Annotated in this window: 22 protein-coding genes; 8 read left to right on the top strand and 14 right to left on the bottom strand. The window is 61.9% G+C overall.

Annotation, left to right across the window (positions count from 1 at the left end):
* The first annotated feature begins 19 nt into the window (after positions 1–19).
* From ABIF91_RS43475 to ABIF91_RS43465, 3 genes are read left to right on the top strand one after another with little or no spacing between them, the layout of a single operon-like run.
* Complete coding sequence (locus ABIF91_RS43475; RefSeq protein ID WP_210163992.1) at positions 20–616, top strand: SIS domain-containing protein; 597 nt, start codon at positions 20–22, stop codon at positions 614–616.
* The gene (locus tag ABIF91_RS43470) at positions 613–1,161 is read left to right on the top strand and encodes a D-glycero-alpha-D-manno-heptose-1,7-bisphosphate 7-phosphatase (RefSeq protein WP_028180342.1); all 549 of its coding nucleotides are present in this window, start codon (positions 613–615) and stop codon (positions 1,159–1,161) included. The genes ABIF91_RS43475 and ABIF91_RS43470 overlap by 4 nt, the downstream gene beginning before the upstream one ends.
* Positions 1,148–1,864, top strand: a complete 717-nt coding sequence (locus ABIF91_RS43465) for a transaldolase (protein WP_424579808.1) — start codon at positions 1,148–1,150, stop codon at positions 1,862–1,864. Before ABIF91_RS43470 ends, ABIF91_RS43465 begins: the two co-directional genes overlap by 14 nt.
* Before the next feature lie 62 nt (positions 1,865–1,926).
* On the opposite strand, the gene ABIF91_RS43460 is transcribed toward ABIF91_RS43465, so the two are convergent.
* The 5 genes from ABIF91_RS43460 to ABIF91_RS43440 all read right to left on the bottom strand — a co-directional run bounded on the left by ABIF91_RS43460 (position 1,927) and on the right by ABIF91_RS43440 (position 7,283).
* On the bottom strand, positions 1,927–2,688 hold the full coding sequence (locus tag ABIF91_RS43460) for a glycosyltransferase family 2 protein (RefSeq protein ID WP_028180340.1): 762 nt from the start codon (positions 2,686–2,688) through the stop codon (positions 1,927–1,929).
* Positions 2,689–2,690: 2 nt separating this feature from the next.
* Positions 2,691–3,650 carry a GDP-L-fucose synthase gene (gene fcl, locus ABIF91_RS43455; RefSeq protein ID WP_028180339.1) on the bottom strand — a complete coding sequence of 320 codons (960 nt, stop codon included), beginning with the start codon at positions 3,648–3,650 and terminating at the stop codon, positions 2,691–2,693.
* Positions 3,650–4,852, bottom strand: a complete 1,203-nt coding sequence (locus tag ABIF91_RS43450) for a glycosyltransferase family 4 protein (RefSeq protein WP_051393943.1) — start codon at positions 4,850–4,852, stop codon at positions 3,650–3,652. The genes fcl and ABIF91_RS43450 overlap by 1 nt, the downstream gene beginning before the upstream one ends.
* A gap of 53 nt (positions 4,853–4,905) precedes the next feature.
* Positions 4,906–5,943 carry a GDP-mannose 4,6-dehydratase gene (locus ABIF91_RS43445; protein ID WP_035718228.1) on the bottom strand — a complete coding sequence of 346 codons (1,038 nt, stop codon included), beginning with the start codon at positions 5,941–5,943 and terminating at the stop codon, positions 4,906–4,908.
* 422 nt (positions 5,944–6,365) lie between these two features.
* Positions 6,366–7,283, bottom strand: a complete 918-nt coding sequence (locus ABIF91_RS43440) for an FkbM family methyltransferase (protein WP_080659967.1) — start codon at positions 7,281–7,283, stop codon at positions 6,366–6,368.
* 125 nt (positions 7,284–7,408) lie between these two features.
* Between ABIF91_RS43440 and ABIF91_RS43435 the strand changes: the two genes are divergently transcribed.
* The gene (locus tag ABIF91_RS43435) at positions 7,409–8,677 is read left to right on the top strand and encodes an IS256 family transposase (protein ID WP_014497957.1); all 1,269 of its coding nucleotides are present in this window, start codon (positions 7,409–7,411) and stop codon (positions 8,675–8,677) included.
* A 138-nt stretch (positions 8,678–8,815) separates the two neighbouring features.
* On the opposite strand, the gene ABIF91_RS43430 is transcribed toward ABIF91_RS43435, so the two are convergent.
* A complete protein-coding gene (locus ABIF91_RS43430; protein WP_155252144.1) occupies positions 8,816–9,319 on the bottom strand; it encodes a recombinase family protein in 504 nt (167 codons plus the stop codon).
* A 651-nt stretch (positions 9,320–9,970) separates the two neighbouring features.
* On the opposite strand from ABIF91_RS43430, the gene ABIF91_RS43425 reads away from it, so the two are divergent.
* A complete protein-coding gene (locus ABIF91_RS43425) occupies positions 9,971–11,314 on the top strand; it encodes an IS1380 family transposase (RefSeq protein ID WP_424579610.1) in 1,344 nt (447 codons plus the stop codon).
* Between the two features lie 177 nt (positions 11,315–11,491).
* On the opposite strand, the gene ABIF91_RS43420 is transcribed toward ABIF91_RS43425, so the two are convergent.
* Entirely contained in the window at positions 11,492–12,718 is a 1,227-nt protein-coding gene (locus tag ABIF91_RS43420) for a phenylacetate--CoA ligase family protein (RefSeq protein ID WP_028182179.1), read from the bottom strand.
* 86 nt (positions 12,719–12,804) lie between these two features.
* Here ABIF91_RS43420 and ABIF91_RS43415 point away from each other — a divergent pair, with 86 nt between their 5' ends.
* Complete coding sequence (locus ABIF91_RS43415) at positions 12,805–13,959, top strand: AGE family epimerase/isomerase (RefSeq protein ID WP_028182180.1); 1,155 nt, start codon at positions 12,805–12,807, stop codon at positions 13,957–13,959.
* Positions 13,960–14,019: 60 nt separating this feature from the next.
* Here ABIF91_RS43415 and ABIF91_RS43410 read toward each other — a convergent pair whose 3' ends face one another.
* The 5 genes from ABIF91_RS43410 to ABIF91_RS43390 form a co-directional block, all read right to left on the bottom strand.
* Complete coding sequence (locus ABIF91_RS43410) at positions 14,020–14,859, bottom strand: ABC transporter ATP-binding protein (RefSeq protein ID WP_028182181.1); 840 nt, start codon at positions 14,857–14,859, stop codon at positions 14,020–14,022.
* Positions 14,860–14,925: 66 nt separating this feature from the next.
* Positions 14,926–16,194, bottom strand: a complete 1,269-nt coding sequence (locus ABIF91_RS43405) for an IS256 family transposase (protein ID WP_038952271.1) — start codon at positions 16,192–16,194, stop codon at positions 14,926–14,928.
* A 216-nt stretch (positions 16,195–16,410) separates the two neighbouring features.
* A complete protein-coding gene (locus tag ABIF91_RS43400) occupies positions 16,411–17,694 on the bottom strand; it encodes an ABC transporter substrate-binding protein (protein WP_028181438.1) in 1,284 nt (427 codons plus the stop codon).
* A gap of 44 nt (positions 17,695–17,738) precedes the next feature.
* On the bottom strand, positions 17,739–18,812 hold the full coding sequence (locus ABIF91_RS43395) for a branched-chain amino acid ABC transporter permease (RefSeq protein WP_028181437.1): 1,074 nt from the start codon (positions 18,810–18,812) through the stop codon (positions 17,739–17,741).
* Between the two features lie 3 nt (positions 18,813–18,815).
* Positions 18,816–19,709, bottom strand: a complete 894-nt coding sequence (locus tag ABIF91_RS43390; RefSeq protein WP_028181436.1) for a branched-chain amino acid ABC transporter permease — start codon at positions 19,707–19,709, stop codon at positions 18,816–18,818.
* 80 nt (positions 19,710–19,789) lie between these two features.
* On the opposite strand from ABIF91_RS43390, the gene ABIF91_RS43385 reads away from it, so the two are divergent.
* Positions 19,790–19,918, top strand: coding sequence for a DUF559 domain-containing protein (locus ABIF91_RS43385; RefSeq protein ID WP_284282804.1), 129 nt, complete (start codon positions 19,790–19,792; stop codon positions 19,916–19,918).
* 59 nt (positions 19,919–19,977) lie between these two features.
* Positions 19,978–20,154, top strand: coding sequence for an endonuclease domain-containing protein (locus ABIF91_RS43380; RefSeq protein WP_349546770.1), 177 nt, complete (start codon positions 19,978–19,980; stop codon positions 20,152–20,154).
* Positions 20,155–20,222: 68 nt separating this feature from the next.
* On the opposite strand, the gene ABIF91_RS43375 is transcribed toward ABIF91_RS43380, so the two are convergent.
* Positions 20,223–22,154 carry a long-chain fatty acid--CoA ligase gene (locus tag ABIF91_RS43375; RefSeq protein WP_028181435.1) on the bottom strand — a complete coding sequence of 644 codons (1,932 nt, stop codon included), beginning with the start codon at positions 22,152–22,154 and terminating at the stop codon, positions 20,223–20,225.
* Positions 22,151–22,972 (bottom strand): ABC transporter ATP-binding protein, encoded by an 822-nt coding sequence (locus ABIF91_RS43370; protein ID WP_028181434.1) that lies wholly within the window; start codon positions 22,970–22,972, stop codon positions 22,151–22,153. The genes ABIF91_RS43375 and ABIF91_RS43370 overlap by 4 nt, the downstream gene beginning before the upstream one ends.
* Positions 22,973–22,982 lie beyond the last annotated feature (10 nt).

The raw sequence follows: 22,982 nt of genomic DNA, 5'->3' as shown, positions 1-22,982 counted from the left end.
GGGTTACGCTGAGCAGCACATGCGTGAATCGGCCGAGATTATCGGGAAGATGGATCTGGAGCCGATCGAAAAGATGGCGGACTTGCTTGCGACGGTGAAGGCCGACGGCGGACGGATCTTCTTCCTCGGCGTCGGCGGGAGCGCGGGCAACTGCTCCCATGCCGTGAATGATTTCCGCAAGATCGTCGGCATCGAATGCTACGCGCCGACTGATAACGTGTCGGAACTGACCGCGCGCACCAATGACGAGGGCTGGGCCACGATCTTCGTGGAATGGCTGAAGATCAGCAAGTTGCTGGCCAAGGATGCGATTTTCATTTTCTCCGTCGGCGGCGGCAATCTTGAAAAGAACATCAGCCCCAATCTCGTGATGGCCTTGCAGCATGCAAAGAGCGTTGGCGCGAAGATCATGGGCGTCGTTGGGCGTGACGGCGGCTACACTGCCCAGGTCGCCGACGCGTGCGTGATCGTGCCGACCGTGAACCCCGAAAACGTCACGCCGCATTCCGAAGCGTTTCAGGCGGTGGTCTGGCATTTGCTGGTCTCGCACCCGAAGCTGAAGGCGAACCAGACGAAGTGGGAATCCGCGGTCGGGACCGTGAGCCCGACCAGATGAAATCGAAGGCGATCTTTCTTGATCGTGACGGTGTGCTGAATCACCCGGTGATCCGCGACGGCAAATCTTACCCGCCGGCGCGGGTCGAGGACGTCGAAGTCTATCCCGGGCTGCGCGAGCAGCTTCAGCGTCTGAAGGATCGTGGCTTCGTCCTCATCGTGGTCACGAACCAGCCCGACGTGGCACGCGGAACGACGCCCCGAGAAACGGTCGAAGGCATAAATGACCTGATCGCGCGTGAAATTCCGGCAATCGATCGCTTCCTCGTTTGCTTCCACGACAACAATGATGGCTGCGATTGCAGGAAACCCCGGCCGGGAATGTTACTGACCGGCGCCGCGGAATTCGACATTGATCTGGCGCGCAGCTACATGGTTGGCGACCGCCGCAGCGATGTCGAGGCAGGCATTGCCGCGGGCAGCCGGACCATCTTCATTGATCGTGCCTACCGAGAACCGCCGCCCATCCAATACGACCACAGAGTTTCTTCGACACTTGAGGCTCTGACAATCATAGAGAGCGAGAGCGAACATGAAAAAATTTGAAGACCTGAGCGTCAAGATCTTCGCCGACGGCGCCGACAAGGCTGGCATGTTGGAAATGTATGCAAAGCCGTTCATCAAAGGTCTGACGACCAATCCGACCTTGATGCGCAAGGCAGGGATCACCGATTACAAGGCCTTTTCGCTCGATATTCTGAAAGCCATTCCGGACAGGCCGATCTCGCTCGAAGTGTTCTCTGACGAATTCGAGGATCTGGAGCGTCAGGCGCTGGAGATCGCGAGCTGGGGCAAGAATGTCTACGTCAAGATACCCGTGATGAACACCAAGCGGGAGACAAGCTACAAGCTGATCGAAAAGCTAGCCGCCAAGAAGGTCAAGCTGAATGTCACCGCGCTGATGACCCTGACCCAGGTGCGCGACGTCGTGGCCGCGCTCGATCCGAACGTGCCGAGTTACGTGTCGGTGTTCGCCGGCCGCGTCGCCGATACCGGCCAGGATCCGCTGCCGATGATGGCGGCAGCCGTGGAACTGCTGAAGGTCGCGCCGGCATCCGAATTGATTTGGGCTAGTCCGCGCGAATTGCTGAACATCTTTCACGCCGACACGATCGGATGTCAGGTCATCACCGTGACCAATGACATCCTGAAAAAGCTCTCGCTGGTCGGCAAGAATCTCGACGATTATTCGCTCGAGACCGTGAAGATGTTCGCCGACGACGCCGCCGGCGCCGGTTTCAAGTTGTAGTCGGATCGAACAAAGCCAGAGTCCCGGTTCCGGGTTGAGCGGAGCCGTGGCTCTGCCGCTTTTCAGGAACGCTGGAACGCGTTGGCAGCGGCTTTCAGCCAGACCGCATAGGGCTGCGCCAGCCACCATTTGAGCGGCACCCGTCCATGATATTTGCGGACGATTGCCATGGCTTCGCAGTAGTGCAACTGCCGCTGGGTGTTGGTCTTGGTGTCAGCGTGGTCGCGATTGAGCGCGACGAATTCATCGACGAATTCTAGCGGCGCAAAATTCTTGTATAGCCGCCACCACAGATCGTAATCGATCGCCATCCGCAGGCTGTCGTCAAGGCCGCCGACAGACTCCCACGCGCTGCGTCTTACGAGCGTTCCCGGCTGCGAGACGATGCAGCGCAGGGCAAGGCGGCGTTCGCTGAACGGCTCGACCCACACCGGTTGCTTCACTTCCGTGGCTTCCACGTAATTCCACACCTTGCCATAGGCCGCCGGCGCGCCGGGCTGTCGCTGCAGCGCGTCGATGAGTTGCTTCAGTCCGCCGCCGAGCAGCGTGTCGTCGCTGTTGAGCCATCCGACATAGGGGGCAGTTCCTTCGGCGATGCCTTCGTTGATGGCTGCAGCCTGGCCGCGATCGGGGTGGCTGCGCCAGCCAGCCAGCCGGCTTTCGAATGCCTTGATGACATCGAGGGAACAGTCGGTCGATCCGGCATCGGCAACAAAGACTTCGACCGGCAAACCCTGATCGAAAATGGAGGCCAGCGCGTCTTGGAGAAAGCGACCTTGATTGTACGAAGGCACCGCGATCGTGACGATGGGCGGTATCGACATCCTCAGCGTCTCATGCTCGCCAGGAAGTCGGCGTAGGCGAGGGCAAGCCCGTCGCGAAGCCCGACCTGCGGTCGCCAGCCCAGACTTTTCATGCGTCCGACATCCATCAGCTTGCGTGGCGTGCCGTCCGGTTTGGTGGTGTCGAAGGCGATTCGTCCCTGATAACCGACGACCTCGCCGATGGTTTTGGCGAGATCCCGTATCGAGAGGTCCTCGCCGGTACCGATATTGATGTGCGACAGCATAGGCTGGGTATTGCGCGCGTAGCTGTCCGGATCAAGCTCCATGACGTGCAGACAGGCCTCCGCCATATCCTCCACATAGAGGAATTCGCGCATCGGCGAGCCCGTTCCCCAGATCAGAACTTCAGGGGCAGCATTTTGCTTGGCCTCGTGAAACCGTCGGAGCAGGCCGGGAATGACATGGCTGTTTTCGGAGTGATAGTTGTCTCCTGGACCGTAGAGGTTGGTTGGCATCACGCTGCGGTAGTCGGTGCCGTATTGACGGTTGTACGATTCGCAGAGTTTAATGCCAGCGATCTTCGCAATGGCGTACGGTTCGTTGGTTGGCTCCAGCACGCCGGTTAATAGCATGTTTTCCGCCATCGGCTGCGGCGCCAGTCGCGGATAGATGCAGCTTGACCCGAGAAACAGCAATTTCTTGACGCCCGCTCGCCACGCCGCATGGACGACGTTGGCTTCGACCATCAAATTCTCGTAGATGAATTCGGCCGGATAAGTATTGTTTGCGAGAATACCGCCGACCTTCGCCGCGGCCATATAGACTTGGTCGATTCGCTCTTTGGCAAAGAACGTCCTGACGTCGGCCTGCTGTACAAGGTCAAGTTCGTCGTGGGCGCGTGTGATGATATTGGTATATCCATGACTCTGCAGCTTGCGCATGATTGCTGAACCGACCATTCCGCGGTGACCAGCAACGAAAATCCTGTCGTTCTTGGACATCAGCCTACATTCTCGACGAGCGGGTCGCCCATATGGGACATGGTTTGGTTCATGCTCGCTCGCTTGGGCGAGCGCATGGCTTCTTCGTAAATCGCAAGCACCGAAGCGGCGCTGCGTTCCCAACTGAAGTGCTTCGCCCGTGCGCGTGCGGCGAGAGCCAGTTGATGCCGTTTGCCCTGATCAGACGCGAGGTCAAGCATGGCTTGCGTCCAGACGTCCGGATCGTGCGGCGTGAGCAGCATGGCGGCGTCGCCCGCTGCCTCGGGCATCGAGGTTGCGTTCGAGGACAATGTCGGCGCGCCGAATTGCATGCCTTCCAGCACTGGTAATCCGAACCCCTCGAACACGGATGGATAAAGGCTGGCATAGCAATTGCGATACAGCCAGATCAACTCGTTGTCGGAGACATAACCAGTCAGGATGACGCGATCGGAAATTCCGAGCTTTGCCAGGTATTCCTGAAAATCCTCCATCAGCCAGCCTTTGCCGCCGGCAAGTACCAGCGGGATTGGGCGTCCACCGGCCTCAAGATATCGCGCATAGGCCAGCGCCAGCAGGCGCTGGTTCTTGCGCGGTTCGATCGTGCCGACGCTCAGCCAAAATTCGCCGGTGCCGAAGCGCTTCACTGCCGTAGGCGGCGAACCCTGCTGAGTTGAATCATCAAAGCGCGAGCAGGGATAGACGACACGCACGCGATCGCTAGGGAAGTGAGGGAAAAGCCTTAGATAATGCTCGCGAGAATATTCCGAGATCGCCACCACCCAGTCCGCTGCCACGGACGAACGAAAAATGCCGTCGAAACAGCCAATCCTGTTGACCTCGGTGGTCCAGTCGGGATTTACCGTAAACCCTACATCGTAAAGCGTATAGATTAACCGGCCGGAGACGATCTGCACCGGCGTCCAGAAATTGTTGGCGTGGATGATGTCGGGATGGCCGAGCGCCACTTCTAGTTCAGGCTGGTTCCAGAAGGCGCGCGCAGTCTCGCGCGTCAGGTGGCGAGGTCCATAGTTCACATGCTCGCCGCTATACGGATTCAACACCGGCATTTTGGCGTCGAAAAAGAAATCACCAAAGCTGGGATAGAGCGCGTACCGGTGCTGCGGAGCGATCGCCAGCATGGCCTTGATCATGGCGTGTGCAAAATACCCGCAGCCTGTCTTACCGGACCCGGTTTGGGATATGTCAAATCCGATGTACATTTGAATATATCCTCCAGATCAATCAAACGCCTTGTTCCATGTGGTGGTGGCGACTAAGGGCGCGTCGCGTCTGCGGAGGCCAATGACGTCATCAGTATTCGCATTCTCTCCTGCACCATCATTTCAACCAGCGCCTGAAAATCGATCTTTGGCCTCCAACCAAGCTGAGATTGAAGCTTGGAGGGATCTGCCTGGGTAAAATGGCTGTCCACCTTGCGCAGCAAGGTTTTATCGATGGCGACGTGTTTGGTCCAGTCGAGACCCCCCACCTTGAAGGCGGCCTCGCAGAATTCGGCGATCGAATGGGCGTGGCCGGTGCCGACGGCGTAATCCGCTGGCGTGGCGTGCTGCACGATGAGCCGCATGGCTTCGACAAAATCCCCGGCAAAGCCAAAGTCGCGGCGCACATTGATATCGCCGAGATAGAGTTTGCCGCCGGACAGGATCGGCTTGCCGCGTTCGTCGAGTTCGTGCGTTTCGGTCATGCCAAGTGCTGCCGCCGCCGCGGCATGCGCTATCTTTTGTGACACAAAATTGAGCGGGCGGCGCGGGCTCTCGTGATTGAACAGGATGCCGCACGACAGATGCAGCCCATATTGCTGTCGATAGGCGCCGACGATCTGGTGGGCGTAGGCCTTTGAGATTCCGTAGGGGGAACCCGGATTGGTCCGGGTTTCCTCATCCTGGAGCGCAGTACGGGTATCGCCATAGATCTCCGACGAGGAGGCCTGGAACAAACGGCACGCCGGCAACTCGCGGCGGATGTACTCGCAGATCCGCTGCGGCACCAACGCATTCAGTAGCGCGGTCTCGATCGGGATGTCCCACGAGATTGCTGGCCGCGACACGGCCGCGAGATTGTAGATCTCGTCGGGTCCAGTTTCCGCCAGCAAATTCTTCAAGAACGTTTCGTCGGTAAGGCTGCCGACACGCCAGCTCACCCGGCCGCCATGCAAGATGGGGTCGACCGCAATTCTCGAATGGGCAAACACATCGTAGCCACGCGAAAGCAAGAGGTCGATCAGATACCAACCGTCCTGGCCTGCGCCGCCCGTGACCAATGCTCGTTTTTTCACGCGAACCTCGGTCATTGTACCGGTCCTGGATGCCACCTAGCCTTATGGGACATGCCCCACCTGTTCAAGACGAAAGTCCGGTCCGCGGCTCGCGGCCTTCATTGACATTTTAGATACGTGTCGTGTTAGGATAAACACGTTCCCCGGGCTCCCCGGTCCTCTGGCGGTGCTGGGTACCGGCCGGTCTCCACGGGCGGTTACTCTCCCGTAGACAACGATCGAAGCCGACCACCACGTTGCCAAGGCCGATGAACGTAACGCCCAATTATAAGAGCCGATCATTTTGACGACAGTCGGGCCAGAAGTCGATTTGCCGAACCTCCGTTGGAGAATCGATTTCATCAGAGAGTGGCTGCGCTCGCGAGCGAACGTCGGCACGTCTACAGCAGCAATCCGGGCCAGTCCATTGTAGCCTGACCGCCTTCCAGCCTCGAAAATTACCGGAGGGCGGCGAGATCGTAGAGCGGATTTCGGAACAGGCTGGTGGAATACCGGTTGAAGCTGATGGCCGGCTTTGCCCAGTCCAGCGGTTCGGTGCCGAAATAGGCGGCAATCAGGCCATCGCCGCTGAAGCTTTCGTGCACATCGTGCTCGGTGAGGATCTTGCCGCCGAAGTCTTTCAGCATCGCCAGGCAACGCTGGTGGGTCAGGGGATCACCGCTGATGTGATGGCTGTGCGTCGAGAAGATTCCGAATCGGATGGCGTTGCTGCGAAGCAGCACCTCGCACGACCGGATGATGGCAGTCTCCGCGCCTTGGGTGTCACAATGCAGGATATCGAGCTTTGAAATTCGGTACTCGCGCAGCAGGCTGGCGACCGAGATTTGCGGAATCCGGATATCGCCAGCGGATTCGGTGGCGAAGGTCACGGCCGAAATTGGTTCTGGGCCGACGCAGGCGTGCACGAACGCAATCTCTTGATTGTTCAGCGCTGCGTTGGCGCGGCCGACGGCGATGTGGTTGGGGTCGGGTTCCACGACATAGGCCTGTCGTTGGTCGCCATGCTGCGACTTGAACCAAAGCGAATAGTAGCACCAGAAGCCGCCCAGTTCCAACATGGTAGCCGTGGGTGGCAGATGCTTCAACACTTCATGAAAAACGACCTCTTCCTGAGGTTCGTGATGTCCTCGGAGCCTCTCGATGATCCCGGTCATCCATTCGCCATAGTAGCCGCCGGCAACAACACGGACTCCGTTGTGCATGATCTGAATGGGCTTCCCTTCAAACGAAATGACCTTCCCCGAGTCGGGGACTTTCGGGATTCGGTCGCAATCCCGGCAGCTCGCTGTCATCTCCGCACGCGTCGCGTTGTCCAGCAAGACAGGTGGCAGATTAAGGTCTGACATGAGGCCCATGAAATATATAACCCACAGGAAAAGCCAGCGGAGCTATGCGGGAAACTGGGTGATGACGGAATGAGATAGGCGGCGTATCGAGGCGGGTGTCGAGCCTGCCAGAACCTCAAGGAGAGCGATACGCCATGAACGAGCATAGCAACATTGTCCCACTGCGTCAGCCCGATGAGATCGACGATCCACTGACGAATATTTTGCGATCTGGAGCTCGGCAGCTGCTTGCGCAGGCTGTCGAGATGGAAGCCGAGGCGTTTCTCGCCGCGATGAAGGGCTTGAAGCTTCCCGATGGCCGCGACCGCCTCGTGCGACACGGCCATGGTCCAGTGCGGACGATCCAGACGGGGATCGGCGCCGTCGAAGTCGCCCGGGTAAAGATTCGCGATCGCGCGGTGACCAGCGATGGCGAGCGGATCCGCTTCACCTCGGCGATCCTGCCGTTGTGGGCACGGCGCACGAAGAGCTTGGATGCACTTTTGCCGGTTCTGTACCTGCGAGGCATCTCGACGGGCGACTTCCAGGAGGCGCTGGCGGCGCTCTTGGGCAAGGATGCGCCGAATCTTTCTCCGGCGGTGGTTTCCAGACTGACGACGGAGTGGCAGCTCGAGTACGAGCGTTGGCAGAAGCGCGATCTGTCGGCGCGCCGGTACGTATACGTGTGGGCGGACGGCGTCTTCCTGCAGGCTCGCATGGAAGACCACAGCGAATGCATGCTGGTGCTGATCGGCGCGACGCCGGAAGGCAAGAAGGAACTCATCGGCTTCCAGGTCGGCGTGCGCGAGAGCACGCAGAGCTGGCACGAACTGCTCGTCGAGGCGAAAACCCGAGGGCTGAAGATCGCCCCGGAAATCGCCGTCGGTGACGGCGCGCTCGGCTTCTGGAAGGCGCTCGACGAGGTCTTTCCCGCCACGCGACATCAGCGGTGCTGGGTGCACAAAACCGCGAATATCTTGAACAAAGTCGCAGTGTCGGTACAGGCCAGCATGAAGAAGGATCTGCGCGAGGTCTATTTGGCGTCCAACCGAGCTTCGGCCGAAGTGGCGATCGATGTCTTTGCCGAGAAATACGGAGCGAAGTACGACAAGGCGGTCGAGTGCCTGACGAAAGATCGCGACGCAATGCTTGCGTTCTACGAATTCCCCGCCGAGCATTGGGACCACTTGCGGACGACGAATCCCATCGAAAGCGTGTTCGCGACGGTCCGGCACAGAACGGTGCGCACGAAAGGTTCGTTATCGTCAACGACTGCCAAGTTGATGGTGTTCAAGCTGCTCTGCGCCGCATCAAAGACCTGGCGGCGGCTGAAAGGCACAAATCAGTTGCCGAAGGTCAGCGCAGGTGTCAGATTCGAAAACGGCATCGAGGTCATCCAAGTGCCGGAAAACCACGCCGCCTGATCGCCTCGTCACCCAAAATCCCGCATAGCTCAGCCAGCGTGGCTCTTAGATAATACTGATTCCTACGGAAAAACGTAGCACGCCTAAGGTGCGACATTACGCGGACCTCTAAACATTGGTTCCCTGCAGAAAACTTTACTAACCGGCGTTGTGGGATAGGCGCCCTTCTCTGAGAAGAGTTCGGCGCAGCCGAACGAGCATTTCCTCCTCTGAAAGGTCTACGCGGCGCTCCTCGATAATCTTCCCGACGCTGAAGAAGACCTCGCGATCAATGATGGGTTCGATGCAACCCTCGCTTCTGAGCCATTCTTCAGGCGGATTGATCACGGTGTTCTGTCGCAACTTGCGAGACTTTTGGTTGAAGATGAGGTTTCCGATATAGCCCTCGTTTCTGAGAAGAATGTCAACCGCAGCGCGCGTCCATAGCATCCCTGTGCTCGAGACGAGCCCTTTCTGGTTGAGCTCCCAAGCAATCACGGTTTCAGACCTGGCCTCCAGGAACCTGTCGAATATCCACTTCACGACGGTTACCTCGCACGGATCGCCCGGTTTTATCCGAATGTGGTCCGTGAGGATGTACTTGCGGTCTCCCCTTCTCATCACCCCTCTTATTTGCATCCTTTCATCGACGAGCTCTCGCACTAGCGAGTAGCCGGCACGACCGCCGGGCTTGTAGCCGAGCCGCGCAAACCGGCATTGACCGGCATAGACTTTCGCCGAAAGCTCGCGGCTTGTACTCGGCCGCCATCACTCGCTTGATATCCCGGATATTCTGGGGTTTCTGCGCACATCTGCCTCAACGGGGCCCGTCTTTGCTGAAATATTCGCTGTTGCTAGCCCGTCTTATTCGCGAGAGGGCGCCTGAGAGGCTGGCGAGCGTGGTGTAAAGCGCTGATGCGGCGTAGGATTCGGTTGCGAAGCCACCCCATCACCTTCAACCGCGAACGCCACGCCCGCCATGACCGATGATACGATTTCAGACCACTATCGAGAAGCAAGAATTCAACACAAATAAAACCTCTGCCTCGCGCTCGATCTCTTCATGCTTGATAGTCTCGTTTCGGAGGCTGAGCACCTACCGCGTCTAATAGGCCGCTCGCGCCGGTTTCTTTGGACGCGGCACGACCGCGACTCCACGTTTCGGCACAGAAATGATCGGGAGTCACTCAATCTTTCTTCAACTTAACCCGTCTTATTCGTAAGAGTGCGCCTGAGGGGTAAAGCGCTGATGCGGCGTAGGATTCGGTTGCGAAGCCAACCCCATCACCTCCAACCGCGAACGCCACGCCCGCCATGACCGACGATACGATTCCGCCCTTCTCGTTTCCAGCCGTTCACGCCAAGAAAGTCACAGCTGCCTTCGATGGTGGGCGCCTAACCTCGAACGGGGGCGTGATGCTTCTGGCGATGGCCGAGCGGCGTCTCGGTTTGGCCAACAATCTGGCCCGGGTGTTCCCGGATCGGCGCGATCCGACGCGGGTCGTGCACAGCCTGGTCGATATGTTCCGCGCTCGCATGTTCGCGATCTGCTGCGGCTACGAGGACGCCGACGACCTCGATCATCTGAGGTCCGATCCGGCATTCAAGCTGGCCTGCGGTCGCCTACCGGACACGGGCCGGGATTTGTGTTCCCAGCCGACGCTGTCGCGGCTGGAGAATGCTCCGCGCCTGCGCGACGTGATCCGGCTGACCTACACTTTGGTCGACGCATGGATGGATAGCTACCCGCGCGAGCCGGCATCCGTCACGCTCGACATCGATGATACCTGCGACGTCGTCCACGGCCATCAGCAGCTCTCGCTGTTCAACGCTCATTATGACGAACGCTGCTTCCTGCCGATCCACGTCTACGACACGGAGAAGAGCCGGCCCGTGGCCGTCGTGCTGCGGCCCGGCAAGACGCCGGGCGGCGTCGAGGTGCGTGCCCATCTGCGCCGCCTGGTACGGCATATCCGGACGCGATGGCACAACACGCAAATTACGTTCCGTGGCGACGGGCACTATGCCCGGCCGGAGGCAATGGCGTGGTGCGAGACCAACGGCATCGACTACATCTTCGGTCTGTCCGGCACCAAGCCTCTCGCCAGAAAAGTCGACGAGGTCGCCGACGACATCCGCACGCGACGCGCCATCGAGAACCTGCCGGTTCTGCGTGGCTATACCGAGACGCGCCACAAGGCAAAGTCCTGGGATCGCGAACGGCGCACTGTCGCCCGTATTGAGGCGACGATGCTCGGCCTCGACATCCGCTTCGTCGTCACCAGCCTCGATGTCGGCTCGGCCGAGTGGATCTACGACAGCCTGTATTGCGCGCGCGGCCAAGCCGAGAATCTGATCAAGCTGCATAAGACGCAGCTCGCCTCCGATCGCACCAGCTGCCGTTCGGCGCTCGCCAACCAGGTCCGTCTCGTGCTCCATACGGCCGCTTATTGGCTGATGCTGACCGTGCGCGACGCCATTTCCAAAGCCCGGGAATTGGCCGCTGCCGAGTTCGCGACGCTGCGTCTTCGGCTCTTGAAAATCGCCGCCCGTGTCGTCGAGACCACGAGCCGCATTCGCCTTGCGTTTGCCGCGGCATGTCCCGAAGCCGACCTGATCTGCGGCTTGCCCGGCGCGCTGCTGCCGCTCGGTCCTTGACCGGCGGGGCGTCCGCCCCCGTTCGCCCAACCCATCCCTCAAGCGCGTTGCAAAGTACCGGTCGTCAGGCGGCGAAAAGCCGAAGGCAATCCTGTGCGCCTCGTCAGACAAGATGTGCGGCCGCATCAATCGGGCCCAAAAGCCGCACTCTCACGAATAGGACGGGCTAGACGAAGGTCAGCTTCGCTCGTCCACGATCACCTTGCCGTCGTTGGGCAGCGCGCCAGGACCGACCAGCTCGATGACGCCGCCGAGTTTCGTCACCGCCCGCAAGCTGGCCGCGATCTCCTCGCGCAGCACATCGCTCGCCGCCGCCGTCTCGGCCTTCAGCGTCATCGCATCGGTCTCGCCCTGGCGCGTGACGACGAGGCGCAGGCGCCCGAGCGCCGGATGGCGCTTGCCGATCTCGGCGATCTGCTCGGGCCGGACGAACATGCCCTTGACCTTGGTGGTCTGGTCAGCGCGGCCCATCCAGCCCTTGATGCGCATGTTTGTGCGCCCGCATGGGCTCGTGCCGGGCAGGGCCGCGGTGAGGTCGCCGAGGGCGAGCCGGATCCAGGGATGGTGCGGATCGAGCGAGGTCACGACGATCTCGCCGACGTCGCCCGGCGCAACCGGATCTCCGGTGCCGGGCTTGACGATTTCCAGGATCAGGTCCTCGTTCACGACCATGCCCTCGCGCGCCTCAGTCTCGAACGCGATGAGGCCGAGATCGGCGGTGCCGAAGGCCTGGTAGGCGTCGATGCCGCGCGCCTTGATCTCGGCCTGGAGCGAGGGCGGGAACGCGGCGCCCGAGACCAGCGCCCGCTTGATCGAGGAGATGTCGCGCCCGGAGCTTGCTGCGGCGTCGAGCAGGATCTTCAGGAAATCCGGAGTGCCGCTGTAGCCAACCGGCCGGTAGGCCTCGATCAGCTCGAATTGCTGTTCCGTATTGCCGGGGCCGGCCGGGATGACCGCGCAGCCGAGCGCGCGTGCGGAGGCGTCGAAGATGAAGCCGCCGGGGGTGAGATGGTAGCTGAAGGTATTGAGGACGATATCGTCAGGGCGGAACCCGGCCGCGAACAGCGCCCTTGCGCCGCGCCAGGGATCTCCTTGCTGTCCTTCCGGCTCGAAGATCGGGCCGGGGGAGGTGAAGAGGCGGGCGAACGAGCCGGGAGGTCCTGCGACGAGGCCCCCGAAAGGCGCAGAGGCCTTCTGCAGGGCTGGCAGCTCCGATTTGCGCAACACCGGCAGGCCCGCCAGGGCCGCCCTGGAGGTCACGGCGGCGGGATCGCAGCCTTTGAGTCGCTCGGCATAGGCCGGGGCGGCCATCGCGGCTCGCAGCACCCCTGGCAGGCCGGAGAACAGCTCGGCCTCGCGCGCTGCTTGTTCACGGGTCTCGCGGGCGTCGTAATGGGCGGTCATGGCTGTTCTTTCCGTGTTGGCATCCGTTGCGCGCCGCCACCAGCATGGGTATCAGACCGCCATTGGTGAGGCCGAGAGAGGACCCGATGGCGGACGAAGGAATCATTGCGGCGGACGAGGCGTCGAACGTCGTCGCGCGCCTGAAGCGCCGCATGATCGACGAGGCGCTGCCGCTGTGGTCGACGGTCGGCTGGGATCAGGCTGCGGGTGGTTTCATCGACCGGCTGCACCGCGACGGCGCGGCGGATGCGGCCGCGCCCCGGCGCGTATTCGTGCAGGCGCGCCAGATCTGGTGCTACGCCAAGGCGGCGCAGATGGGATGGTATCCTGAGGGGCGTGGCATCGCGCTGAAGGGGCTGGAGCATCTGCTGGCCAGAGCGAAGGCGCCCGATGGCCGGCCCGGCTACGTGCACCGGCTGACGCCCGAGGGAGCGGTGCTGGATGCCCGGCGCGATGCCTATGACCACGCCTTCGTCCTCTTTGCGCTCGCGGCCGTCTACGCCCTCGACCAGGATGCGCAGGTCCGTGCCGAGATCGATGCGCTGCTCGCCTTCCTCGACGGCCATCTGCGCTCGCCGCATGGCGGCGTTCACGAAGGCCTTCCGGTCTCGCTGCCGCGCCGGCAGAACCCGCACATGCATCTGTTCGAGGCGATGATCGCGTGCTTCGAGGCGACCCACGATCTGTCGTTCCAGAACCGTGCCGGAGAATTCTTCGCACTGTTCCTGGCCAATCTCTACGACAAGCAGAAGCGCATCCTGACCGAGTACTTCGAGGAAAACTGGTCGAAGATCGAGCCGGTCAGCGTCGAGCCCGGTCACCAGGCGGAATGGGTCTGGCTGCTGAAGGGTTTCGAGCGCATCACGGGCTGCCCGACCGCGCCGCGGCGTGCCGAACTGCTGTCGACCGCGCTGCGCTATCGCGACGAGGCCACGGGCTGCCTGATCGACGAGGGGGACGACGTCGGCAACGTCCGCCGCAGCACGCGCCGGCTGTGGCCGCAGACCGAGATCGCGAAGGCGTGGATCGCGCAAGCCGAGTCCGGCGAGGTGGGGGCGGCGGATGAGGCGCGCGCCGCGCTGGTGCGGCTCGAACGGCATTATCTCAGCCATCCCGTGAAGGGCGGCTGGTACGATCAGTTCGATCGCGACGGCAAATCGCTGATCGACATCATTCCTGCGTCGTCGTTCTATCATGTTCTCTGCGCAGTCACGGAAGCGGAACAGGTGCTTGAGAGTTGAAGCTCTTTTGTATCGACGCGTTTTCTTCACGCGAACTGGTTCCCACTTCGCTTGAAAACGCTACAGCCAGCGCTTGCGCCGCTTGAAGCTCTTGAGGTTCTTGAAGCTCTTGCGCTGGTCGCCGGCGCCGCCGAGGTAGAACTCCTTGACGTCCTCGTTGTCGCGCAAGTCGTCGGCGCTGCCGTCGAGCACGACTTTGCCCTGTTCCATGATGTAGCCGTGGCTTGCCACCGAGAGCGCAGCGCGCGCGTTCTGCTCGACCAGCAGGATGGTGACGCCGAGGTCGCGGTTGATCTTCTGGATGATCGAGAACACCTCTTTCACCAGCAGCGGCGACAAGCCCATCGAAGGCTCATCCATCAAGATCATCTTGGGGCGCGCCATCAGAGCCCGGCCGATCGCGAGCATTTGCTGCTCACCGCCGGATAGATAGCCGGCAAGGCCAGTGCGCTCCTTCAGGCGCGGAAAGTAGTTGAAAACCATGTCGAGGTCGGAATCGACCTCGCTGTCCCTGCGGGTGAAGGCGCCGAGCTTGAGGTTCTCCAGCGACGTCATGTCGGCGACGATGCGCCGGCCCTCCATCACCTGGAAGATGCCGCGGCGCACGATCTTGTCGGGGTCGATGCCGTTGATCCGCTCGCCTTCGAACAGGATCTCGCCGCGCGTGACCTCGCCGTCCTCGGTCTTGAGCAACCCGGAGATCGCCTTCAGCGTCGTCGACTTGCCGGCGCCGTTGGCGCCCAGGAGCGCCACGATCGCGCCCTTGGGCACGTCGAGGCTGAGGCCGCGCAGCACTAGGATGACGTCGTCATAGACGACCTCGATGTTGCGCACGGCGAGGAGGGGAGCGGACGCCACGGCGGTTGGCTTGGCGCGGGATGCTTCGAGGGTATCGGTCATGCTTCAAAACTCCGCTGTCGTCGCCCGGCTTGAGAGCTATGGCTGATTTTGGGTGACGCGGCCTGATCAGGCGGCGTGGCTTTCAGTGTTCGGAATGACTTCGATTCCGTCGATGAACTTTACACCGGCGATGACTTTCGGCAACTGGTTCGTGCTCTTCAATCGCCGCCAGGTCTTCGATGCGGCGTCGATGAGCTTGAACACCATCAGCTTCGCAGTTTGTTGCGACAGCGATCCCTTGGTCCGCACCGTTCGGTGGCGCACCGTGGCGAAGACGCTCTCGATCGGGTTCGAGCTGCGTAGGTGGATCCAGTGCTCAGCAGGGAAGTCGAAGAAGGCGAGCAGCGCATGGCGATCCTTGATCAGGCACTCCACCGCACGTCCGTATTTGACGTGGTATTTCTCGACGAAGACGTCGATCGCGGTTTCAGCTTCGGCCCGGTGTGGGGCCAGATAGATGTTCCGCAGGTCGTTCTTCATGGGGCCCTGCACGGATTTGGCGACCTTGTCGAGTACGTTGCTCACTTTATGGCACCAGCATCGTTGGTGCCGCGTGCCGGGAAAGGCCTCGTCCAGTGCCTTCCAGAAGCCGAGGGCGCCGTCGCCGATGGCGAGTTGCGGGGCAATCCGTAACCCGCGTTGCCGCAGGTCGATCAGGAGTTCGCGCCAGCTCTGCGCGCTCTCGCGCACGCCGACCTGGAAGCCGATCAGCTCCTTCTTGCCTTCCGGCGTGGTGCCAATCAGCACCAGCATGCATTCGCTGTGATCTTCCATGCGGGCCTGCAGGTACACGCCATCGGCCCAGATGTAGACATAGCGACGCGCCGACAGATCGCGTCTCTGCCAGCGTTCGTACTCGACCTGCCAATCGGCCTTCAGGCCGGCGATCACCGAAGGCGACAGGTTCGGCGCATCCTTGCCGAGCAGCGCCGAGAGCGCCTCCTGGAAGTCGCCGGTCGAGATGCCGCGCAAATAGAGGACCGGGATCAAGGCATCCAGGCTCTTCGTCCGCCGCGCCCATAGCGGCAGGATTGCCGAACTGAAGCGGAGGCGGTCGCCTGGCCCGCTCGCTCCGCGGTCGCGGACCTTGGGACGAGCGACCTCCACCGGACCGATGCCGGTCGCAATCTCGCGCACCGGACCGTGCCCATGTCGGACCAGGCGCGCTCGACCGTCGGGCAGCGTCAGATTGGCCGTGCTGGCCAGAAACGCGCCAACCTCGATCTCGATCGCCCTGGCAAGCAGGTCCCGCGCGCCGGCACGAACGATATCGGTCAGTGGATCATCAACCGCGGACGGCTGACGGAAAGCAAGAACATTGGTAGTCTCGGTCATGGCGTATCGCTCTCCTCGAGAGGTTCTGGCAGGCTCGTCACCCGCCTCGATACGCCGCCTTCCTCACACCGTCATCACCCAGATTCCGCCATAGCTCCCGGCTTGACCGGGCGACCCAGTATTCCAGCGACGCCGGAGATTCATCGAGAAGCCGCGGCGTACTAGATCCCCCGCCTTCGCGGGGGACGACAGTTGTGTGCGTGGCTGGAGCAGGCCTCACCACCCCAGCAATTCCGGCTTGCGCGGCAGCTCCACCGTCTTGACCTTCTCGAGCTTGATCGTGCCCTTGGCCATGACGTCGTTGAGGTCGCCGTCGGTCGCGCCCGAGATCTTGGTGCGATAGAGATCCACCTTCAGCGTGCCGCGATGGTCCTTATCGGTCCAGGTCGAGGCATTGCAGACGCCTTCCATCCCGGCCGGCACCCAGTCTTTCTTCTGGTGGAAGCCCTTGGCGACGTTCTCGCCGATGGCGCCGCCGTTCTTGGCAGCCCAGTCGATCGCCTCCTTCATGTACATCGCTGAGCAGACGGCCGCGACGTAATGCACGGGGCGATAGACCTTGCCGGTGGCGTCGGACATCTTCGAGATCTCCATCACCGTCTTCATGCCGGGCGCATCGCCGCCCCAGCTCACCGCGGTGCGCAGCGGGAAGATCACGCCGTTTGCGGCATCGCCCGCGGTCTTGGCGGCATTCTCGTCCATGCCCCAGACGTTGCCGAGGAACTGGATATCGACGCCGGCGGTCTTGCAGGCCTTCATCACCGAGATGTTCGAGGCGGCGGTGTTACCGAGATAGGCGTAGTTGGCGCCCGAGGATTTCAGGCTCAGGCACTGTGCGCTGTAGTCACCCGGCGTGAGGGCGAACACCAGCGGCGGCAGAACCTCGAAGCCGAGCTCCTGCGCCATGGCTTCACCAGCGGCCTTCGGCGCGTTCGGATAAGGATGGTTGGCGCCCATGTGCACGAATTTCGGCTTGCCGGGCTTACCCTTGGCCTTCCAATCCTCGGCCGCCCACATCAGCATCGCGCGCAGCGCGTCCGAATAGCTCGGGCCATAGAAGAAATTGTAAGGCGCGGGCTTGGCCTTGCCGCTGACCCCTTCGGGATCGGTAAGGGCGGCGGCATAGGAGCCGGACATGTCGGGGATCTTGTCCTGGGCAAGGAAGCCGGTCAGCGCCTCGGTGTCGGCGGTGCCCCAGCCCATGATCGCGGCGACCTTGTTGTCGGGCGCCGACCACTTCTTGTAGAGCGCAATGGCGCGCGGCACCTGATAGCCGTAATCGTTGGTGTCGAGATTGACCTGCTTGCCGCCGATGCCGCCGTTCTTGTTGACCCAGGCGAAGGTGTCGGCGACGGCCTGCCCGAAGGGCGTGCCGACGTCCGAGGTGCCGCCGGAATAGTCCGCGAGATGTCCGATCGCGATTTGCGCCTGCGCGCCGGCCGAGAATGCGGCGATCGCAATCGCGAGCGATGCGGTGCTCAAAAGGGACTTCATCGTCATGGGTCGGTTCCTCCTGTTTATTGTTTAAGTGAAGTTGCCCGCACTCAATGCGAGAACGGGTAGAGTTTCCAATACGCCTTGATCTGCCGCCAGCGATGCGCGAGCCCGTCAGGCTCGAACATCAGGAATGCGATGATGATCACCCCGATCGCGATCTCGCGCAGGAAGGTGATGTTGTTGTTGAGCGAGAGCGCCTGGTCGATCGCTCCGCCCTTCAGATGATGGCTCAGCGACTCCATCGATTCCGGCAGCAGCACCACGAAGGCGGTACCCATCAGCGTGCCCATGATCGAGCCGGTGCCGCCGATGATGATCATGGCGAGGAACAGGATCGAACGCTCGATGCCGAATCCCTCCTGAGACACCACGAGCTGGTAGTGCGCATAGAGCGCGCCGGCGATGCCGGCGAAGAAGGCGGCGAGCCCGAACGACAGCGTCCGGTACTTGGTGAGGTTGATGCCCATGATCTCGGCGGAGAGATAATGGTCGCGGATCGCCACCAGCGCGCGGCCGTCACGGGTGCGCATCAGATTGGTGACGAGGACGTAGCTCACGAGCACATAGGCCAGCACGACGTAGAAATACTGCCGGTCGCCGCGCAGTATGTAGCCGAAGATCGAGAACGGCTCCGCGCTCGCCGGCACCGAGCCGCCGGAGAACCATTCGGCACGGGAGAAGAAGTCGAGCAGGATGTATTGCGCGGCCAGCGTCGCGATGACGAGATAGAGTCCCTTCAGCCGCGCCGCCGGAATGCCGAAGATCAGGCCGACCAGCGCGGTGACGACACCCGCGAGCGGGATCGCGAAGAACACGGGAATCGGCGCGTTGTTGGAAATGTAGGCGGAGGTAAATGCGCCGAGCAGGAAGAAGGCGGCATGGCCGATCGAGATCTGGCCGGTGAAGCCGACCAGTATATTGAGCCCGAGCGCCGCGATTGAGAAGATGCCGATCTGGATCAGGATGCTGAGCCAATACCCGCTGAAGAATTGCGGCGCCAGACACAGCAGCAGCACGCCTGCGATGGCGAAGTTGCGGCTCGTCGCGGTCGGGAAGATCGTGGTGTCGGCCGCGTAGGAGGTGCGGAAATCACCAGCAGGAATGAGGGCAGGGCCGGCCATGGGTCAGATCCGCTCGATGTCGTGGGTGCCGAACAGCCCGTAGGGCTTGATCATCAGCACGATGATGAGGACGTAGAACGGCGCGATCTCGTAGAGATTGCCCCAGTGCAGATACTCGCTGTCGACATATTGGGCGACGTTCTCGAGCAGTCCGATGATGATGCCGCCAAGCACAGCGCCGCCGACGGAATCGAGCCCGCCGAGGATCGCCGCCGGGAAAACCTTGATGCCGTAGGCGGCAAGGCCCGAGGACACGCCGTTCACGACCGCAACGACGACGCCGGCAACCGCCGAGACCGTCGCCGAGATCGCCCAGGCCATCGCGAACACGCTCTTCACGGAAATGCCGAGCGACTGCGCGACCTGCTGGTTGAATGCGGTGGCGCGCATCGCCAGGCCGTATTTGGAGGCGCGGAAGAACCAGGCCATACCGATCATCATCGCGACCGAGACGACGAGGCTCATGACATAGACGGTCTGGATCTGGAGCCCGAACAGGCTGACGGATTGGCTTTCGAACACGCGCGGGAACGGCTGCGGATTGACACCGAACATCCACTTCAGCGTCGCCTGCAACACCGTCGATAGGCCGATCGTCACCATGATCACGGAGATGATGGGCTCGCCGATCATCGGACGCAGGATGAGCACCTGGATCGCGATGCCGAAAACGAACATGAACACCAGCGTGATCGGCATGCCGATCCAGAACGGCACCTGGTATTTCGCCAGCAAGGCCCAGCACACCCAGGCGCCGACCAGCAGCAGCTCGCCTTGCGCGAAATTGACGACCTGCGTCGCCTTGTAGATCAGGACGAACGACATCGCGACAACTCCGTAGAGCGTGCCGACGACGAGGCCGTTGACCAGGAGCTGGATGAGGAAAGCGGTGTTCATGTTATGCTATCTTTCGCCTCTCCCCGCTTGCGGGGAGAGGCCGACGCGCGGAACGCGCGGCGGGTGAGGGGAGTCTCCGCATGCGAGGTGCTGATGAGTCCAAGACTGGGCGCGCAAGAAGCCTGCGCGCCTCGTTGACGGATGCGGAAGGGACGCTTTGGTATCGCCTGCGAGCTCGAAGACTGAACGGCCACAAATTCGTTCGGTAGGACCCGATCGGGCCGTACACCGTCGATTTCATTCGCCGTGAAGCCCGCCTGATCATCGAGTGGACGGCGGGCAGCACGCCGATAGTGTGCATGACGCCGTGCGCGACAAGTGGCTTACCGATCGCAACTATCGGATCTTGCGCTTCTGGAATAATGATGTATCGAGCAACTTGGCCGGCGTCCTCGAAACGATTGTTACCGCCCTCGCGGCGACTCCCCCTCACCCGGATCGCTGACGCGCTCCGGCCTCTCCCCGCAAGGGGGGAGAGGCGAAGGGCAGCACCGCGCGCGATGGACACCTGGCTCACTCCGCCGCCTCCGTCATGTGGCCGTGCCCGCCGAGGTCCACCACCCGCAGCGTGGTCCGCACCCGCTGGGTGGTGCCGTCCTGGAAGCGGATCACGGTGTCGACGGGGATGTCGGAATCGCCGCGGTAGATGGCGTCGATGATCCCTTCGTATTTCTCGTTGATGACGCTGCGGCGGACCTTTCTGGTCCGGGTGAGTTCGCCGTCGTCGGCGTCGAGCTCCTTGTAGAGCAAGAGGAAGCGCGAGATGCGCTGGGCCGGCGGCAGCGTGGCGTTGACGGTCTCGACCTCCTTCTGCAGCAGCGCGTAGACTTCGGGCCGCGAGGCGAGATCGCTGTAGGTGGTGAACGAGAGCCGGTTCTTCTCCGCCCATTTCGAGATGATGGAGTAGCGGATGCAGATCATCGCCGCGAGCGCGTCGCGGCCGGCTCCGAGCACCACGGCTTCCGCGATATAGGGCGAGAATTTCAGCTTGTTCTCGATGAATTGCGGCGAGAAGCGTTCGCCGCGAGATGTCTCGGCGAGATCCTTGATGCGATCAATGACGACGAGCTGCTGGTCGGCATTGAAATAGCCGGCATCGCCGGAGCACATCCAGCCGTCCTTGATGTCGGCGACGCTCGCCTCGGGATTCTTGTAGTAGCCGAGGAACATGTTGGGATGCCGCACCACGATCTCACCGACGCCGTGGACGTCGGCATTGTCGATGCGGATCTCGATGCTGTCGGCCATCGGCACGCCGGTCGTATCGGGATCGACCTTGCCCTCGGGATGCAGCGTATAGGCCCCCAGCAGCTCGGTCTGGCCGTACAGCGTGCGCAGCGGCACGCCCATGGCCTGGAAGAACTTGAAGGTTTCGGGGCCGAGCGCTGCGCCGCCGGTCGCGGCCGACCGCAGGCGGGTGAAGCCGAGGCGGTCGCGCAGCGCGCGGAACAGGATCGCGTCGGCAAAGCCGGAGCGCTTGCCCTGTTCGAGTGCGGCGAGGCCGCTCTTCATGCCGATGTCGAACAGGCGCTGCTTGAAGGGCGTTGCGTCCATCACCTTGGCGCGGACGTCGGCCGCGATCGATTCCCAGACACGCGGGGCAAAGAGCACGAAGGTCGGCGCGATCTCGCGCAGATCGTTCATCATGGTGTCGGGCTCTTCGACGAAGTTGATCTTCATCCGGCACAAGAGGCCTTTGCCGAGCACGTAGACCTGCTCCATGATCCAGGGCAGCGGCAGCACCGAGACGTATTCGTCATCGGGTCCCTTCGGATCGAAGGCGAGATAGGTCGCGCAATGGCCGAGCACGCGCCCGGCCGCGAGCATCGCGAGCTTCGGATGCGAGGTCGTGCCTGACGTCGTGCAGAGGATCGCGACGTCCTCGCCCTTGGTGGCATCGACCAGCCTGTCGTAGAGCTCCGGCTCCCGCGCAGCACGCGCCCGGCCGAGCTCGGCAAACTTCTCCGCCGACATCAGCCGGGGGTCGTCATATTTCCGCATCCCGCGCGGATCGGAATAGATGATGTGCTTCAGCTTGGGCGCGCGCTCGGCAAGGGTGAGAAGCTTGTCGACCTGCTCCTCGTCCTCGGCAAAGACGAGTTGTGCCTCGCCATAGTTGAGGAGATAGGAGGCCTCCTCGTCCAGCACGTCGCGATAGAGCCCGAGGCTCAGTCCACCGATCGCGTGGGTCGCGACTTCCGCCGCGACCCAGTCCGGCCGATTGTCGCCGATGATACCGATGACATCACCGCGGCCAAGGCCGAGTTCGACCAGGCCGAGGGCGAAATCGCGCACGCGGATCTGGTAGTCGTTCCAGGTGAAAATGCGCCAGAGCCCGAGATCCTTCTCGCGCAAAGCGATCTCGTTGCCGTGCTCCCTGGCATTGAGCCGGAGCATCTTGGGGTAGGTGTCGGCCTGCGCGGCGCGGCCTGCATAATCCATCATGCCGCGCTCTCCTGGGCCGGCGGCGCGTCGTCGGGATCGACCAGCATCTCGTCCTCCTCGCCGAGATAGGCGCGCTTGACGTGGGGATCGGCGAGCACGGTGGCCGGATCGCCTTCGGCGATCTTCTTGCCAAAATCCAGCACCATGACGCGATGGGAGATGTCCATCACCACGCCCATGTCGTGCTCGATCATCACCACCGTCATCCCGAACTCCTCGTTGAGATCGACGATGTAGCGGGCCATGTCCTCCTTCTCCTCGAAGTTCATGCCGGCCATGGGTTCGTCGAGGAGAATGAGACGCGGCTCCAGCGCCATCGCGCGGGCGAGCTCGACACGCTTGCGCAGGCCGTAGGAGAGCGTGCCCGCGGTCGCCTTGCGCACCGACTGCAGGTCGAGGAAGTCGATGATCTCCTCGACCTTGCGGCGGTGCTCGAGCTCCTCCTTGCGCGCGCCGGTGAGCCAGTACAGCGAGCCCGTGAGGAAATTGTTCTTCAGGAGGTGATGGCGGCCGACCATGATGTTGTCGAGCACGCTCATATGGTGGAACAGCGCCAGGTTCTGGAAGGTGCGGCCGATGCCGAGCGAGGCGCGGGCATTCGGCGTCAAACCGGTGATGTCGCGGCCTTGGTAGAAGAGCTGGCCCTCGGTCGGCTTATAGCGGCCGGAAATACAGTTCACGATCGAGGTCTTGCCGGCGCCGTTGGGGCCGATGATCGAGAACAGCTCGCCCTCCCTAATGGCGAAGCCGACGTCGGTCAGCGCTCGAACACCGCCGAATCGCAAGGACACGCCGCGCACTTCAAGACTGGTAGCCACCAAACGAATC

The sequence above is a fragment of the Bradyrhizobium sp. USDA 241 genome (assembly GCF_049739505.1).
Lineage (GTDB): Bacteria > Pseudomonadota > Alphaproteobacteria > Rhizobiales > Xanthobacteraceae > Bradyrhizobium > Bradyrhizobium liaoningense.
Note: the sequence above shows the minus strand (reverse complement) of the source record. Positions and strands in the feature narration are given on the sequence as shown.